Source organism: Luteimonas aquatica (assembly GCF_022662575.1).
Taxonomy (GTDB): domain Bacteria; phylum Pseudomonadota; class Gammaproteobacteria; order Xanthomonadales; family Xanthomonadaceae; genus Luteimonas; species Luteimonas aquatica.
The window spans coordinates 69,852-85,288 of sequence record NZ_JALBFU010000001.1 but is presented as its reverse complement, the minus strand read 5'-3'; the positions used below and the strand labels follow the sequence as shown (position 1 = coordinate 85,288).

13 protein-coding genes are annotated in these 15,437 nt (G+C 66.6%); 8 read left to right on the top strand and 5 right to left on the bottom strand.

Annotation, left to right across the window (positions count from 1 at the left end; all coding sequences use genetic code 11):
• Entirely contained in the window at window positions 1-1,353 is a 1,353-nt protein-coding gene (gene rimO / locus MD221_RS00380) for a 30S ribosomal protein S12 methylthiotransferase RimO (RefSeq protein ID WP_242106907.1), read from the bottom strand.
• Between the two features lie 160 nt (window positions 1,354-1,513).
• On the opposite strand from rimO, the gene MD221_RS00375 reads away from it, so the two are divergent.
• The 4 genes from MD221_RS00375 (at window position 1,514) to MD221_RS00360 (ending at window position 6,181) form a co-directional block, all read left to right on the top strand.
• Window positions 1,514-2,206 carry a dienelactone hydrolase family protein gene (locus MD221_RS00375; RefSeq protein ID WP_242106905.1) on the top strand — a complete coding sequence of 231 codons (693 nt, stop codon included), beginning with the start codon at window positions 1,514-1,516 and terminating at the stop codon, window positions 2,204-2,206.
• 12 nt (window positions 2,207-2,218) lie between these two features.
• Window positions 2,219-2,650: an HIT domain-containing protein gene (locus MD221_RS00370; RefSeq protein ID WP_242106904.1), complete on the top strand. Its 432-nt coding sequence runs from the start codon at window positions 2,219-2,221 to the stop codon at window positions 2,648-2,650.
• Window positions 2,651-2,845: 195 nt separating this feature from the next.
• Window positions 2,846-5,704 carry a TonB-dependent receptor plug domain-containing protein gene (locus MD221_RS00365; protein ID WP_242106902.1) on the top strand — a complete coding sequence of 953 codons (2,859 nt, stop codon included), beginning with the start codon at window positions 2,846-2,848 and terminating at the stop codon, window positions 5,702-5,704.
• Between the two features lie 192 nt (window positions 5,705-5,896).
• On the top strand, window positions 5,897-6,181 hold the full coding sequence (locus MD221_RS00360) for a hypothetical protein (protein ID WP_242106900.1): 285 nt from the start codon (window positions 5,897-5,899) through the stop codon (window positions 6,179-6,181).
• A gap of 22 nt (window positions 6,182-6,203) precedes the next feature.
• Here MD221_RS00360 and MD221_RS00355 read toward each other — a convergent pair whose 3' ends face one another.
• The 3 genes from MD221_RS00355 to apbC all read right to left on the bottom strand — a co-directional run bounded on the left by MD221_RS00355 (window position 6,204) and on the right by apbC (window position 8,264).
• Window positions 6,204-6,719 (bottom strand): RDD family protein, encoded by a 516-nt coding sequence (locus MD221_RS00355; RefSeq protein WP_242106899.1) that lies wholly within the window; start codon window positions 6,717-6,719, stop codon window positions 6,204-6,206.
• A 23-nt stretch (window positions 6,720-6,742) separates the two neighbouring features.
• Window positions 6,743-7,312, bottom strand: coding sequence for a dCTP deaminase (gene dcd, locus MD221_RS00350; protein ID WP_242106897.1), 570 nt, complete (start codon window positions 7,310-7,312; stop codon window positions 6,743-6,745).
• 97 nt (window positions 7,313-7,409) lie between these two features.
• Window positions 7,410-8,264, bottom strand: coding sequence for an iron-sulfur cluster carrier protein ApbC (gene apbC, locus MD221_RS00345; protein WP_242106895.1), 855 nt, complete (start codon window positions 8,262-8,264; stop codon window positions 7,410-7,412).
• 281 nt (window positions 8,265-8,545) lie between these two features.
• On the opposite strand from apbC, the gene MD221_RS00340 reads away from it, so the two are divergent.
• Together MD221_RS00340 and MD221_RS00335 are read left to right on the top strand one after the other, a co-directional pair.
• Entirely contained in the window at window positions 8,546-11,284 is a 2,739-nt protein-coding gene (locus MD221_RS00340) for a TonB-dependent receptor plug domain-containing protein (protein WP_242106894.1), read from the top strand.
• 133 nt (window positions 11,285-11,417) lie between these two features.
• Entirely contained in the window at window positions 11,418-11,852 is a 435-nt protein-coding gene (locus tag MD221_RS00335) for a DUF2147 domain-containing protein (protein ID WP_242106893.1), read from the top strand.
• A gap of 224 nt (window positions 11,853-12,076) precedes the next feature.
• Here the strand turns inward: MD221_RS00335 and MD221_RS00330 are convergent, their stop codons facing one another.
• Window positions 12,077-12,643: a chalcone isomerase family protein gene (locus MD221_RS00330; RefSeq protein ID WP_242106892.1), complete on the bottom strand. Its 567-nt coding sequence runs from the start codon at window positions 12,641-12,643 to the stop codon at window positions 12,077-12,079.
• A 254-nt stretch (window positions 12,644-12,897) separates the two neighbouring features.
• Here MD221_RS00330 and metG point away from each other — a divergent pair, with 254 nt between their 5' ends.
• Together metG and rnfB are read left to right on the top strand one after the other, a co-directional pair.
• Window positions 12,898-14,946 carry a methionine--tRNA ligase gene (metG, locus tag MD221_RS00325; RefSeq protein ID WP_242106891.1) on the top strand — a complete coding sequence of 683 codons (2,049 nt, stop codon included), beginning with the start codon at window positions 12,898-12,900 and terminating at the stop codon, window positions 14,944-14,946.
• Window positions 14,947-15,025: 79 nt separating this feature from the next.
• Window positions 15,026-15,427 carry an Rnf electron transport complex subunit RnfB gene (rnfB, locus tag MD221_RS00320; protein WP_242106890.1) on the top strand — a complete coding sequence of 134 codons (402 nt, stop codon included), beginning with the start codon at window positions 15,026-15,028 and terminating at the stop codon, window positions 15,425-15,427.
• The last annotated feature ends 10 nt before the right edge of the window (window positions 15,428-15,437 follow it).

Here is a 15,437-nt window from a genome sequence, read left to right as displayed (position 1 = left end):
TCACGACGCGGCCTGCGCCTCGCCGTACAGATCGTATTCGTCGCTGCCCATCACCAGCACGTCGGCGAAATCGCCGGGCTTGAGCCCCGCCTCGGCGCCGTTCTGGATCTGCACCACGCCGTCGATCCCCGGCGCGTCCGCGCTGGAGCGCGCGATCGCCAGATCGCCGTCGATGGCGTCCACCAGGCAGCGCTGCACCGTGCCGACCTTGGCTTCCAGGCGCACGGCGCTGATCTCGGCCTGCCGCTCCATGAAACGCGCCAGGCGTTCCTGCTTCACGTCCTCCGGCACCGGATCGGGCAGCGCGTTCGCCCGGGCGCCTTCCACCGGCGAATAGGCGAAGGCGCCGACGCGGTCGAGCTGCGCCTCGTCGAGGAAATCCAGCAGTTCCTCGAATTCGGCCTCGGTTTCGCCGGGGAAGCCGACGATGAAGGTCGAGCGAATGGTGAGCTCCGGGCAGATCGCGCGCCAGCGCTGGATGCGCTCCAGCGTCTTGTCCACCGCACCCGGACGCTTCATGAGCCGCAGCACGCGCGGACTGGCGTGCTGGAACGGGATGTCCAGGTAGGGCAGCAGCTTGCCCTCGGCCATCAGCGGAATGATGCCGTCCACGTGCGGATAGGGATACACGTAATGCAGCCGCGTCCACGCGCCGAGCGCCGACAGGCCCTCGCACAGGGCCTGCATGCGCGTCTGGTAGGCCTTGCCCTGCCACTCGCGCTCGGCGTACTTCACGTCGACGCCATAGGCCGAGGTGTCCTGCGAGATCACCAGCAGCTCGCGCACCCCGCCGCGCACCAGCCGCTCGGCCTCGCGCAGCACCTCGTCCACCGGCCGCGACACCAGGTCGCCGCGCATCGAGGGGATGATGCAGAAGGTGCAGCGGTGGTTGCAGCCTTCGGAAATCTTCAGATAGGCGTAATGCCTGGGGGTGAGCTTGACCCCGACCTCGTCGACCTCGGCCGCACGGCGCGGCACCAGGTCCACGAACGGGTCGTACTTGGGCGGCAGGGCGCGATGCACGGCCTCCATGACGCTGCCGTAGTCCTGCGGGCCGCTGATCGAGAGCACGTCCGGATGCGCCTCGCGGATCACCTCCTGGCGCTTGCCCAGGCAGCCGGTGACGATCACCTTGCCGTTCTCGGCCATCGCCTCGCCGATCGCGTCCAGCGACTCGGTCACCGCCGAGTCGATGAAGCCGCAGGTGTTCACCACCACCACGTCGGCCGCGTCGTAGCTCTGCACGATGTCGTAGCCCTCCACGCGCAGCTGGGTGAGGATGCGCTCGGAGTCGACCAGGGCCTTGGGGCAGCCGAGGCTGACGAAACCGACTTTGGGATTGGCTAGTGACATGGGAACTGGTCGTCTGGCGAGGCGGAATTATAGCGGCAGGCGTCCGGCCGCCCCCGTTTCCCGGGCCCGGCGCCCACGGGTCCGGCGCCGGGCGGCGCCAACGGGATTTTCGCGGACGCTCCGCTAGAATCCGGCCGCACCGCTTGTCGAGGTCGTGCACATGGGCGAGAAGATCGAAATCCAGGTCGAGGGCGTCGGCCCCGTCGGCGGCTGGCTGGCCAGGCCCGCCGGCCCCCCGCGCGGCGCGCTGGTGGTTATCCAGGAGATCTTCGGCGTCAACGCGCACATCCGCGCGGTGGCCGAGGCCTACGCGCGCGACGACGGTTTCCTGGCTCTCGCCCCGGCCTTCTTCGACCCGATCGAACGCGACCTCGAGCTGGACTACGGCGAGGACGGCTTCCGGCGCGGCCGCGAGCTGATCGGCGCGCTGGGCTTCGACCGCGCGCTGGCCATCGTCTCGGCCGCCGCCGACCACCTGCGCACGCTGTCGGCCACGCCCGGGGACGCGGGACTGCGCGTGGGCGCGGTCGGCTTCTGCTGGGGCGGCACCCTCGCCTACCTGGCCAACACCCGCCTCGGCCTGCCGGCGGTGAGCTACTACGGCGCGCGCACCGTGCAGTTCCTCGACGAACCCCTGCGCGCGCCGATGATGTTCCACTTCGGCGAGCAGGACCATTCCATTCCGGCGCAGGACGTGGCCCGGCATCGCGAACGGCAGCCCGAAGCCGAGGTCTTCGTCTATCCGGCCGGCCACGGCTTCAACCGCGACGTCGATCCCCGCGTCTTCGATGCCGCCAGCGCCGAGCTGGCGCACGCGCGCACGCTGGCGCTGTTCCGTTCCGCACTGTCCTGAGAGAGGCCGGCCATGTCGCGCAAGCACGCAACGCCCTCGCATTACGAACTGCACCCGCAGCTGGCCGCCGACACGCATCCGGTGATCGCGCTGGGCCTGTGCGAGCTGCGGCTGATGGACGACAGCAACTATCCGTGGCTGGTGCTGGTGCCCCGGGTCGCGGACGCGCGCGAGCTGATCGACCTGGACAGCGACCAGCGCCGCCAGCTCACCGAGGAGATCGATCTCGCCGCGCGGCTGCTGCGCGACCAGTTCCAGCCGTTCAAGCTCAACGTGGCCGCGCTCGGCAACCTGGTGCCGCAATTGCACGTCCACGTCATCGCCCGCTTCGAGCACGATCCCGCCTGGCCCGCGCCGGTGTGGGGGCGCGTGACGGCCAAACCCTACAGCCCCGAAACCCTGGTCGAGCGCATCAACGCGCTGCGCGAGGGGCTGCTGCTCTGAGCGAGGATCTCGCTCGCCAACTGGATACGCCGCCGCACGGAACGTGCGTCGTTCTTGCCGCTTATTTCCAAATGTTCTAACGCAACATGCCTCTGCGGTTGAGGGTGTGCTACGTTCGAGACCGTGCGTCCGGATCGCCGACGGCATTGCGGCACGCGCATTGGGGGGAACACAAAAACTGACCTGGGGAATAGTATGACGACCACGATCTTCGCTGGGCCGCGGCCCAGTCCGTTGGGCACCGCCTTGCTCGCCGCATTGCTGCTTCCGGGCGCCGCACTCGCCCAGGACGCCGCGCAGCAGCAAACTTCGGATCCACAGGCCGCCGGCGCGGCCGATGCCGACTCGAAGGAAGCCACGAACCTGGACAAGGTGTCGGTCGTCGGATCGAGAATCAAGCGCTCCGAAATCGAAGGCCCTTCGCCGGTCACGATTCTTTCTTCCGAGCAGATCGAGCGAGAAGGCTTCAACACGGTGCAGGACGCGCTGGAAACGCTGACCCAGGCCACCGGCGATGCACAGAACGAATTCAACTCCAGCGGCGGCTTCACGCCGAACGCCGGCGTGATCAACCTGCGCGGCCTCGGCCCCGGGCGGACGCTGCTGCTCGTCAACGGACGCCGCGCCGCCGACTACCCGTTCCCCTACAACGGCCAGAGCAATTTCCAGAACTTCAACAACATCCCGGCCGCCGCCGTCGAACGCATCGAAATCCTCGCGGGCGGCGCATCGGCCATCTACGGCTCCGACGCGGTGGCCGGCGTGATCAACGTCGTGCTCAAGACCAACTACGACGGCGACCAGCTCAAGATCCGCGGGCAGACCTCCACGCGCGGCGGACGCGACATCGGCGACGTGCAATGGGTGGGCGGCAAGACCGGCGAGCGCTCCTCGCTGACCTATGCGTTCGAGTCCTACAACGCGGAGCCGCTGTTCGGTTATCAGCGCGATTTCATGGATTCGGCCATGGACAACCCTGCCCCGCCTGGCGTGAACGGCAGGCCGGGCGTCGGCGGCTACCAGCCTCCGATCGGCGCGCAGATCCGCCGCCAGGGCGGCGGCACCACGAACTCCTACCTGTTCCCGGAAGGGTATGACTGCAGCGCCAACCCGGAATGGCGCCCCTGGACGTATACCAGCACCACGACCGGCAACAGGCTCGGCCCTGGCTGCGGTTACGACGGCCAACCCGCGCAGCAGACGGTGCTCAACCGAGTGCACGATCTGTCGGCCTATCTGTACGGCACCTACGACTTCGGCAACGGCCTGAGCGCCTGGGCCAGCGCCATGGCCTACCACTCCAGGACCTGGCTGACCGGCGGCGACGAACAATGGTTCGGCGGCCCGCAGCCCAACGGCACGTTCTTCGACCCGCAATTCGGCGTTCGCATCCAGCCGATCCGCTACATGACCCCGAGCGCCTTCGGCGGAATGGAAGGCTCGTACCAGCGGTTCGTCGAGAAATCGTACGATTTCGCCGCCGGCCTGCACGGCTCGTTCGGCGACCGTTTCGACTGGGACGTGACGCTCAGCCGCTCGCAGTACGATTCCGACCGCACTCGGCCGCGCATGACCGTGGCGGGCGCCACCGAGTATTTCCTCGGCCAGCGGCTCGGCACCACCGATGCCGGCATTCCGATCTACCAGCTCAACCTGGACCGGTTCTACGGGCGAATCTCGCCGGAGGACTATGCGCGGATGAGCACCCAGGTGAAATACGACGCTAAGTCCGAGAACAACTCCATCAACTTCGCGGTGACGGGCGACCTGTTCGAGCTTCCGGCCGGCCCGGTGGGCTTCGCCGGCATTCTCGAGGCCTCGAAGCAGTCCTATAGCCTCAAGACCGATCCGCGTCTGCTGCCGACGCGGCGCGAGATCTACAACCTGACAGGCACGGGCGGCGAAGGCGACCGCAACCGCTACGCCGCCGGCATCGAGTTGAAGATTCCGGTGCTCGATTCGCTGACGGCGAGCCTTGCCGGCCGCTTCGACAAGTACGACGACGTCACCAGCGTGAACGACGCCAAGACCTGGGGCGCGGGCCTGGAATGGCGCCCGCTGTCCAACCTGCTGATTCGCGCGAACTACGCCACCAGCTTCAAGGCGCCCGACATGCACTACATCTTCGCGGGCGACAGCGGCACTTTCTCCCAGGTCGTCGACACCTATCGCTGCCTGCAGGACGGATTGACCAAGGACGTCTGCGCCGCGGCAGGCGCCCCGGCCCGCTACCAGTACTCGCCCTTCGGCATCCGCCGCGGCACCCGGGACCTGGAGGAGGAAACCGGGAACTCCTGGTCGACGGGCTTCGTCTGGGACGTCACCAACGACCTGTCGGTCACCGTCGACTACTACAGCATCAAGCTCGAGAACAGCATCGCCGACATCAGCTCGGAGTACATCCTGGACAACGAGGCCGGCTGCCGGACTGGCCTGACCCCGCAACGCCAGCCCTTCCAGCACGCCATCGATTCCGAGTTCTGCCGGAACCTGCTGGCGCGCGTAACCCGCAATCCGGTGGACGACACGACCCAATCGGAAGCGATCAACCAGATCGTCCGCGGCCCCATCAATACCGCCGACCTGCGGACCACGGGCGTCGATGCGTCCTTGCGCTACCGCCTGGACACCGACCACTGGGGCCGCTTCAACTACTCGCTCTCGTATTCGCACACCCTGAAATCCGAGCGGCGCGAATTTCCCGGCGATCCTATCCGGGACCGCCGCGACGACCTGCAGAACTTCGACTTCCGCAGCCGGGTGCGCAGCACGCTGACCTGGGAAAAGGACGATTGGTCGGCGGCTCTGTTCATGTTGCGCTACGGCTCGCTGCCCAACTGGCTCGAGACCGGACGCATCGGCCCCTACTTCATCTGGAACGCAAGTGTCGGCAAGTCGCTGACGGACAAGGTGTCCGCGCGCTTCTTCGTCAACAACATCTTCGACAACATCTCGCCGCGCGACGAAGGCTTCTACACCTACCCCTATTTCTACTCGGCCTATAGCCCGGTGGGACGCGAGATCGCCGCGGAAGTGACCATCAAGTTCAAATGACGGCCTCGTGCGCCGCCTGGATGTTCGCGCGGACAGGCGGCGCATGCTTCATGCCACCGGGATTCGGGCGGCGGTAGCAGGTTGGCCCCCAGGGGGTCCTGGATGACCGGCATCCGAGCGCTTTCACGATCCCTTGCGGGCAACCGCGATCTCCGGGACAGTTCTCCACCCAATCCCTCCGAGATCAGCCCCATGAAACCGCTCCTTCTGGCGCTACTGCTGGCGGCGGCGCCCGCGCAGGCCGCCCTCTTCGACAAATCCCCGGACAAAGCCGCCGCCGAGGCCGCGCGCGACGGCCTGCTCGCGGCGACGATCTGGGTCGACGCCAGCTGGGGCTTCCGCAACCAGGGCGCGGCCAATTCGCTGAGCAAGGCCCATCAGGCCTTCGCCACGCGCGGCTACAGGGTGGTCAGCGTGGAACCCTATATCGAGAACGGCGATCTGCAGGGCTTCTTCGTCACCTACCAGAAGCCCTGAGCACGAATGCCTCGCGACGGCTTCAGCCAGCCGGCACGACCCGGGTGCCGGCGATCAGGTCGTGGCCGCAGCGGCGGTCGTTGCGGAAGATCAGCAGCGCGTCGACCACGGTCAGCAGGCCGCCGATGAAGGGGATCGCGCTGACGAGGCTGATCGGCAGCATGCGCAGCGCCAGCAGCCTGAGCAGCGGCGGCTTGTTGCCGGCCAGGTCGACGATCTTGACCTTGACCACCCGCTTGCCCCAGGTCTGCCCCGTCGCATGCAGGGGGTAGGCCTGGATCGCGGCGATAATCACGAAGACGATGAGCGTCCAGACCAGGACCAGACCGAAGCCGACTTGCCGCCCCTGCTGCGCGGCCGCGAAGACTTCCGTGAAATAGCCGCCGACGTACATCAGCGGCAAGGTCACCACCATCGCGATAATGCCGTCGATCAGGGCTGCGCCCAGGCGCACCCAGCGCCCGGCCGCCGTCATGTCGTCGCCGGGCAGCGCCATCACCTGCGACGCCGGGCTCTTGTACGGGTTCTGTTCGTCCATTGAATTGCTCTCCATGCGAATGATCAGGTCTTCGGCAGCGTGACGCCGGTCTGTCCCTGGTACTTGCCGCCGCGGTCCTTGTACGAGGTCTCGCAGACCTCGTCGGACTGGTAGAACAGCATTTGCGCCACGCCCTCGTTGGCGTAGATGCGCGCCGGCAGCGGCGTGGTGTTGCTGAACTCGAGGGTGACATGCCCTTCCCATTCCGGCTCGAGCGGCGTCACGTTGACGATGATGCCGCAGCGCGCGTAGGTGCTCTTGCCCAGGCACACCACCAGCACGTCGCGCGGGATGCGGAAGTACTCGACGGTGCGCGCCAGCGCGAAGGAGTTGGGCGGAATGATGCACACGTCCGCCTCGATGTCGACGAAGCTGCCGCTGTCGAAGTGCTTCGGGTCGACGATGGTCGAGTTGATGTTGGTGAACACCTTGAACTCGCGCGAGCAGCGCACGTCGTAGCCGTAGCTGGAGGTGCCGTAGCTGACGATGCGGTGGCCGTCGGCGGCGGTCTTCACCTGTCCCGGCTCGAACGGCTCGATCATGCCCTGCCCCTCGGCCATCCGCCGGATCCAGCGGTCGCTCTTGATGCTCATCCAGAAATCCTAAAGGTCGTGGGAGATATTGTAGGGCCGAAGCGCCGGCGCCGCCGGCATGGGCGGCGATTCGGCCGCGACGAGGCGGCCCATCCCGCTACAGCAGCGAGGCCGAGATCGGCGTGGCCGCGCGCGGCCGCCTGGCCAGCTCCTCGACCAGCCTGTGCGCCGCCTGGCGATAGGCCTCGGCCGCCGTCGAGGCCGGCTGCGCGGCGACGACGGGAATCCCCGCGTCGCCCTGTTCGCGGATGCCGATCTCCAGCGGCAGCGCCCCCAGCAGCGGCACGCCGTACTGCGCCGCCATCCGCTCGCCGCCGCCGCTGCCGAAGATGTGCTCGGCGTGGCCGCAGTTCGAGCAGACGTGGACCGCCATGTTCTCGATCAGGCCGAGCACGGGCACCTGCACCTTCTCGAACATCTTCAGCGCCTTGCGGGCGTCGAGCGTGGCCACGTCCTGCGGCGTGGTGACGATCACCGCGCCGGCCACGGGAATCTTCTGGGCCAGGGTCAGCTGGATGTCGCCGGTGCCCGGCGGCAGGTCGACGAGCAGGTAGTCCAGCCCCTCCTCGCCGCCCCACAGCGTTTCGGTGAGCAATTGGGTGAGGGCTGAGGTCGCCATCGGGCCGCGCCAGATCATCGGCGTGTCCTGTTCGATCAGCAGCCCGATCGACATTGCCTCCACGCCATGGGCGCGCATCGGCTCGATGGACTTGCCGTCCGGGCTGTCCGGGCGGCCGGACAGACCGAGCATGGTCGGCACGCTCGGGCCGTAGACGTCGGCATCCAGTACGCCGACCCGCGCGCCCTCCGCCGCCAGTGCCAGGGCCAGGTTCACCGCCGTCGTCGACTTGCCTACGCCGCCCTTGCCCGAGCCCACCGCGATGATGTTGCGGATGCGCGGGAGCGGCTGGAGGTTGGGTTGGACTGCGTGCGAGGGGGGGCGCCCGCTCATCGGAACGCTCGTAGGAAGGGGGACATCGTTGCTCGTGCTGCGTCGAGAGTCGGAGTGGATTGTGCGTCGCACAAAACCTCGGGGCAACTCGCGACGCCGCACAAGGTTACCAAGGTGTGGCAACACCATTAATTACATGTTAAGTTCGCGTGTACGGCATGTGAATCAATGTCGTTAATGGACGTAACTAATTGAAATCAATAGGGGATTCAATGATGAATGTTCACAAATGGGGAATCAGACGACACCAACTGGCTGCGGCGCTGTCCGCGGCACTGGTGATGCCGGTATCCGGATTTGCCCTGGCCCAGGAAGCACAAGCCGAGCCGGCCAGCCCGCAAGCCACTGGCGAAGGATCGTCCTCCTCCACGACCAATCTCGATAAGGTCACGGTGGTCGGTTCGCGCATCAAGCGCGCCGAGATCGAAGGCCCCACGCCGGTGACGGTAATCACCGCCGACGACATCGAGAAGCAAGGCTTTTCCACGGTCTATGACGCGCTGACGACGCTCACCCAGTTCACCGGCACCGTTCAGAACGAGCTCAACCAGAGTGGCTTCACGCCCAATGCGAGCTTCCTGAACCTGCGCGGCCTCGGCCCGGGCTATCAGCTGATCCTGATCAACGGCCGCCGCACGGCGGACTACCCGTTGCCGTACAACAGCCAGTCCAACGCGGTGAACCTGGCCAACATCCCCGCCGCAGCCATCGAGCGCATTGAAGTGCTTTCCGGCGGCGCGTCGGCGATCTACGGCTCCGATGCCGTGGCCGGTGTGGTCAATATCGTCATGAAGACCAACTTCGATGGCGACGAATTCACCCTGCGCGGCGGCACCACCACGCGCGGTGGCGGCGACAGCGCCCGTCTGCAGTGGGTCGGCGGCAAGACCAGCGACAACTGGAACCTGACCTACGCATTCGAATACCTGTCGCGCGAGGAGATTTTCGCTTCCCAGCGCGACTTCATGGACTCCTACCGGGACGATCCGTCGGTGGATCCCAAGGACGCCACCGCGACGATCGGCATCCGCCTGCGCGACCGCTTGATCGGTACCGGCCTGAGCTCGTACGTCTATCCGAACGGCGAAACCGCCGCTTCCACCTGCGCCCGATTCTCGGAATTCGAGCTCGAGGCCCGCGGCACCTGCGGTTATTTCGGATACCCCGCCACCCAGGAAATCCGCAACTCCGACAGGTCGCTCAGCGCATACCTGTACGGCACGTATGATTTCAGCAACGGCCTTCAGGGTTTCGCGCAGTTCAGCGGCTCGAAGTCGGACGCAAAGATCGCCTCCGCGACGCAGTTCTGGCAGGCGCCGCTGTTCTACGATCCCAACCTCGACACGATTCTCGACAGCCAGCGCATCTTCACGCCCAGCGAAGCGGGTGGCCTGAATGCCAACCAGACCAAGGTCAGCGAGCGCTCCTTCGACATCGCCGCTGGTTTGCGCGGAAGCATGTTCAACGACCGCTTCGACTGGGAAGCGACCATCTCGCACGCACGTTACGAGTTGGAATCGAGCCAGCCGCGCTTCCTGGCGAACAAGGTCAGCGAGTACTTCCTCGGACCGCAGTTGGGCCTGGACCCGTACTTCAACCAGTACCCGGTTCACCAGATCAACATGAACCGCTACTTCTCCCCGCTCACGCCCGACACCTTCGATTCGCTGATCACGCGCATCAAGACCGAGGCCGAGTCGGAAGTGTCGCAGGCCTCGTTCGTGATTTCCGGCGACCTCTTCGAACTCCCGGCCGGGCCTGTCGGCGTGGCGGCGACCATCGAAGGCGCCCGCCAGAAGTACGATCTCAAAGCCGACCCGCGCATCCGTCCCGACTACGCCGGTCCCGAGCCGATCTACAACCTGACCGGCACGGGCGGCGGCGGCGAACGCGATCGTTACGCCCTCGGCGTCGAGTTCAGCATTCCTGTCTTCGCCCCGCTGAAGCTGAACCTCGCCGGCCGCTACGACAAGTACGACGACGTCACCGACGTGAACGGGGCTTTCACCTGGTCGGCCGGCCTGGAATACCGCCCGGTCGAAAGTCTGTTGCTGCGCGGCAGCTATGCCACCAGCTTCCGCGCTCCCGACATGCACTACATCTTCGCCGAGGAATCGGGCTTTTTCCTTCCGGGCGTGCTCGACGAATACCGTTGCCGTCGTGATGGCTTCAGTCCGACCAGCGCCACCTGCAAAGGCCCCGAGTACACGTACACCATGCAAGGCCTGCGTCGCGGCAGCACGGACCTGGAAGAGGAAGAGGGCAAGTCCTACACCGCCGGCTTCGTCTGGGACATCGTCGACGGCATGTCGGTGAGCATGGACTACTACAACATCAAGCTCGAAGGCGCCGTCGACGACATCAACCCCGACTATCTGTTCCGCGAGGAAGCGGCATGCCGTCTCGGAACCGATCGCGCGGGCAACCCCGTCGACCAGAACTCCAGCAGCTGCCAGTTCTTCACCGGTCTGGTCAAGCGTCTCGGCGTCGACCAAGTGAACGACGACGAAGTGGATGTCTACCGCTCGTTCCCGATCAACCAGGCAATGCTCAAGACCAGCGGCATCGATGCACGCTGGCGCTATCGCCTGGATACGGATCGCGCCGGCCAGTTCAACTTCAGCCTGGGCTGGACCCATGTGCTGAAGATGGAAGACCAGCAGTTCCCGGGCAGCGATATCCGCAACATCCGCGACCACAAGCAGTTCTTCAATTTCCGCAGCCGCGTGAATTGGGAAGTGAACTGGGAGCGTGACGACTGGACCGTCAACGTGAACGGCTATCGCTGGGGCTCGCTGCCGAACTGGGCCGAAACTGGCCGCATCGGTTCGTACGTGATCTGGAACCTGGCGGTGCAGAAGGAGATCACCGACAAGGCCACGCTCGGCATCGCGGTGAACAACGTGTTCGACAAGCTGCACCCGTCGGACAACACCTACAACACCTATCCGTTCTTCTGGCGCGCTTACAGCCCGATCGGGCGCGAGATCTTCGCCAGCTTCAAGTACAAGTTCAACTGATGCATGCAACCCAGGAAGCCCGGCGAAAGCCGGGCTTCTTCTTTTGGGGCGTCGCAAAATGGCCAGCGGCCAAAGCCGCCGCATCCCGCATCGGGTACGCTAGCGGCGTCGGTCCCTTTCCCAGGAGTGAGAAATGCGCCTGCAATCCCTAGTCTGCCTGCTGATGCTGGCACTGCCGTCTACCGCCGCCTTCGCCCAGAACTCCCCGGTCGGCCGCTGGAAGACCGTCGACGACGAGACCGGCAAGGTGAAGTCGATCGTGGAGATTTCGCAGGCGTCCAACGGCACGCTGCAGGGCAAGGTGGTGGAGATCCTGCAATCCGAGCACGGACCGAATCCGCTGTGCGAGAAATGCGAGGGCTCCAACAGGAACAAGCCGGTCAAGGGCATGACCATCCTGTGGGGACTGAAGCAGGACGGGAAGATCTGGAGCGGCGGTACCGTGCTCGATCCGGAAAAGGGCAAGACCTACAAGTCCAAGCTGGAACTGCTGGACGGCGGGCAGAAGCTCGGCATGTCGGGCTGCATCGCCTTCATTTGCCGGCAGCAGGTCTGGTTGCGCCAATAAGCGTCAAACGACCGACGGTGCCGGGGAGCGGCCGGCCGCGACGGATGCGGGTACCGATGCCGATGGGCATCGGCGATGCGAGGAATTAAGAACCCAGCCGCGATCGCGGGCGGCGCTCTGTCGGCCTGGATCATCCGGCCCGCCATCGACGGCAACATGGCCATCGACGGCAGCATGCCCGCCGTCCACCGGACGCCTCATGGGCGCCCGGTGGGTGCGATGCCTCAGCCTTTCAGCAACGCGGTCTTCAGGTCGTCCTGCACCGGCTTCTTGCCGACCCACAGGCCAAGCAGGGCCGAGGCCAGCTGCGGGCTGCGGATCTCGTCGAGCTGGCGGCCCTTGTAGCCGAAGGTGGTGCTGCCTTCCGCGCTGAAGTCCAGCGTCAGGCGGTCGCCCTCCTTCACGTTGCCGACCTGCTTGAACAGCTTGTCGAGCTCGGCGATCTGCGGCTTGAGGGCGTTGAACTCGGCGGCGCTCAGGCTGTTCTCCAGGCCTTCGTGGAAGGCCTCGGACAGCGTGGCGGCCTCGAGGTCGCGCTTCATCACCAGGACCGCGCGACGCGGCTCCTTGGCGTTCTGGATGGCGCTGCCGTCCTTGGTCTTGGCCTGCACGTACAGGCCGATCACGTAGACCTTGAACATCGCGTACTTCGAGCGCACGCCGGCGCCATTGAGCACCAGCGGGGTTCCGCCGACGGTCACCGAGTCCTCCAGCTTCACGCCGGAGACCTGGGCGGCGAAGGCGGTGGCGGTGGTGCCGGCCAGCAAGAGGGATAAGACGACGCGTTTCATGTGCTTGGGACTCCAATCGATGTGGTCGAAACCTGCTCCGCCCGAGGCGGCGGCATCTGCACCCGCCCCCTCCCGGAGATCGAGTCACGCGGAACATAGCATGGCCGTCGCGCGCTGGAATCCTCCTCCCGGCGGCCTGAACGCAGCCGTTCCGCACGGCCGGCCGCCCTGGGCGCGCGTAGGCACCGCACTGTCCGCAAGACCCCGTCCGGCGCGCATGTGATAATCCCCGGGCCTTCCCACGCCGTCGAATCATGTCCCGCACCGCGCTCGTCACCACCGCCCTGCCCTACGCCAACGGCCCGCTGCACATCGGCCACCTGGTGGGCTATGTCCAGACCGACATCTGGGTGCGGGCGCGACGCATGGCGGGCGAGACCGTCCACTACGTCTGCGCCGACGACACCCATGGCACGCCGATCATGCTGGCGGCGGAAAAGGCCGGGGTCTCGCCGGAGCAGTTCATCGCCGGCATCCAGGCCAGCCACGAGCGCGATTTCGCCGCGTTCGGCGTGGCCTTCGACCACTACGACTCGACCAATTCCGAGCGCAACCGCGCCTTGACCGAGGCGTTCTACGTCAAGCTCGACGCGGCCGGACATATTTCGCGGCGCTCGGTGGCGCAGCTGTACGACCCGGTGAAGGGCATGTTCCTGCCCGACCGCTACGTCAAGGGCACCTGCCCCAACTGCGGCACGCCGGACCAGTACGGCGACAACTGCGAGAACTGCGGCGCCACGTATTCGCCGACCGACCTGAAATCGCCCTACTCGGTGGTCAGCGGCGCGACCCCGGAGCTGCGCGAGTCGGAGCATTTCTTCTTCGAGGTCGGGCAGTTCGACGCCTTCCTGCGCCAATGGCTGGCGGGCGATGTCGCCGTGCCGGGCGTCAAGGCCAAGCTGCAGGAATGGCTGGACGGCGAAGGCGGCCTGCGCGCCTGGGACATCTCGCGCGACGCGCCCTACTTCGGCTTCCAGATTCCCGGGCATCCGGGCAAGTTCCTGTACGTGTGGCTGGACGCGCCGATCGGCTATCTGAGCAGTTTCCAGGCGCTTTGCGAACGAGAGGGCCTGAATTTCTTCGATTACCTGGCGCGCGACAGCGCGGCCGAGATGCATCACTTCATCGGCAAGGACATCGTCAACTTCCACGGCCTGTTCTGGCCGGCGGTGCTGCATGGCGCGGGCTTCCGCGCGCCCACGCGCCTGCACGTCAACGGCTACCTGACGGTGAACGGCGCCAAGATGTCCAAGTCGCGCGGCACCTTCATCATGGCGCGCACCTACCTCGACGTCGGGCTGCCGCCGGAAGCGCTGCGCTACTACTACGCCGCGAAGTCCTCCGGCGGCGTCGACGATCTCGACCTGAACCTCGCCGATTTCGTCGCCCGCGTGAACTCCGACGTGGTCGGCAAGTTCGTCAATCTGGCCAGCCGCTGCGCCGGTTTCGTGGAGAAGCGTTTCGGCGGCCGGCTCGCCGCCGCCCTGCCCGAGTCGCCGACCTATGCCCGTTTCGTGCAGGCCCTCGGCCCGGTGCGCGAGGCCTACGAGCGCAACGACCCCGCCTCGGCGCTGCGCGCGACCATGGCGCTGGCGGACGAGGCCAACCGCTACATCGACGAACGCAAGCCGTGGGTGCTGGCCAAGCAGGCCGGCGCCGACGACGAACTGCAGCAGGTCTGCACGCAGGGGCTGAACCTGTTCCGCGTGCTGTCCGCGGCACTGGCGCCGGTGCTGCCGGCGATGGCGCGGCAGATCGCCGAATTCCTCGACGCGCCCCTCGACCGCTGGGACGCCCTGGACGCGCCGCTGCTGGACCGCGCGATCCGTCCCTATACCCCGTTGTTCACCCGCATCGACCCGAAACAGACCCAAGCCATGACCGACGCCAGCCAGGACACCCTCGCCCCGAGCGAGCCCGCAAGCCCGCCCGCCAAGCCCGCCGCGGCGAGCGCCGCGCCCGCGCAGGCCGGGACGGTCGGCATCGAGGATTTCGGCAAGCTCGACCTGCGCATCGGCAAGGTGCTGGCCTGCGCCTTCGTCGAAGGCTCGGACAAGCTGCTGCGCTTCGAGCTGGACGCGGGCGAGCTGGGACGCCGCCAGATCTTCTCCGGCATCCGCGCCAGCTACGGCGAGCCGGAACGGCTGATCGGGCGCAACGTGGTCTTCATCGCCAACCTCGCGCCGCGCAAGATGCGCTTCGGCATGAGCGAAGGCATGATCCTGTCCGCGGGCTTCGACGGCGGCGAGCTGAAGCTGCTCGACGCCGACGCCGGCGCGCAGCCGGGCATGCCCGTCCGCTGAGCCCGCGACGGCGCGTTCCGGCAACGCATCCGCGAAACGCGCCGGCAGATCGACCGCGAGCACTCCGCACCGCGCCGGCATGAACCTGACCGACCGCATCGACCGCCTCCTGCCGCAGACCCAGTGCGGACAGTGCGGCTTCGACGGCTGCCGCCCCTATGCCGAGGCGATGGCGCACGGCGAGGCCGGGATCGATCGCTGTCCGCCGGGCGGCGACGCCGGCGCGCGCGCCCTGGCGAACCTGCTGGGCGTGCCGGCCAGGCCCTACGACCGCGCACGCGGCGCGCACAAGCCGGCGATCGTCGCCGTGGTGATCGAGGCCGACTGCATCGGCTGCACCAAATGCATCCAGGCCTGCCCGGTGGACGCGATCGTCGGGGCCTCCAAGCTGATGCACACCGTGCTCGAACCGCTGTGCACCGGCTGCGAGCTGTGCGTGCCCGCCTGTCCGGTGGATTGCATCGAGATGGTGGCCGCCTGAGCACCCCATT

Coding starts and splice junctions, on each gene's coding strand:
- rimO (WP_242106907.1), bottom strand. CDS start 1,353: ATGTCACTAGCCAATCCCAAAGTCGGTTTCGTCAGCCTCGGCTGCCCC.
- MD221_RS00375 (WP_242106905.1), top strand. CDS start 1,514: ATGGGCGAGAAGATCGAAATCCAGGTCGAGGGCGTCGGCCCCGTCGGC.
- MD221_RS00370 (WP_242106904.1), top strand. CDS start 2,219: ATGTCGCGCAAGCACGCAACGCCCTCGCATTACGAACTGCACCCGCAG.
- MD221_RS00365 (WP_242106902.1), top strand. CDS start 2,846: ATGACGACCACGATCTTCGCTGGGCCGCGGCCCAGTCCGTTGGGCACC.
- MD221_RS00360 (WP_242106900.1), top strand. CDS start 5,897: ATGAAACCGCTCCTTCTGGCGCTACTGCTGGCGGCGGCGCCCGCGCAG.
- MD221_RS00355 (WP_242106899.1), bottom strand. CDS start 6,719: ATGGACGAACAGAACCCGTACAAGAGCCCGGCGTCGCAGGTGATGGCG.
- dcd (WP_242106897.1), bottom strand. CDS start 7,312: ATGAGCATCAAGAGCGACCGCTGGATCCGGCGGATGGCCGAGGGGCAG.
- apbC (WP_242106895.1), bottom strand. CDS start 8,264: ATGAGCGGGCGCCCCCCCTCGCACGCAGTCCAACCCAACCTCCAGCCG.
- MD221_RS00340 (WP_242106894.1), top strand. CDS start 8,546: ATGCCGGTATCCGGATTTGCCCTGGCCCAGGAAGCACAAGCCGAGCCG.
- MD221_RS00335 (WP_242106893.1), top strand. CDS start 11,418: ATGCGCCTGCAATCCCTAGTCTGCCTGCTGATGCTGGCACTGCCGTCT.
- MD221_RS00330 (WP_242106892.1), bottom strand. CDS start 12,643: ATGAAACGCGTCGTCTTATCCCTCTTGCTGGCCGGCACCACCGCCACC.
- metG (WP_242106891.1), top strand. CDS start 12,898: ATGTCCCGCACCGCGCTCGTCACCACCGCCCTGCCCTACGCCAACGGC.
- rnfB (WP_242106890.1), top strand. CDS start 15,026: ATGAACCTGACCGACCGCATCGACCGCCTCCTGCCGCAGACCCAGTGC.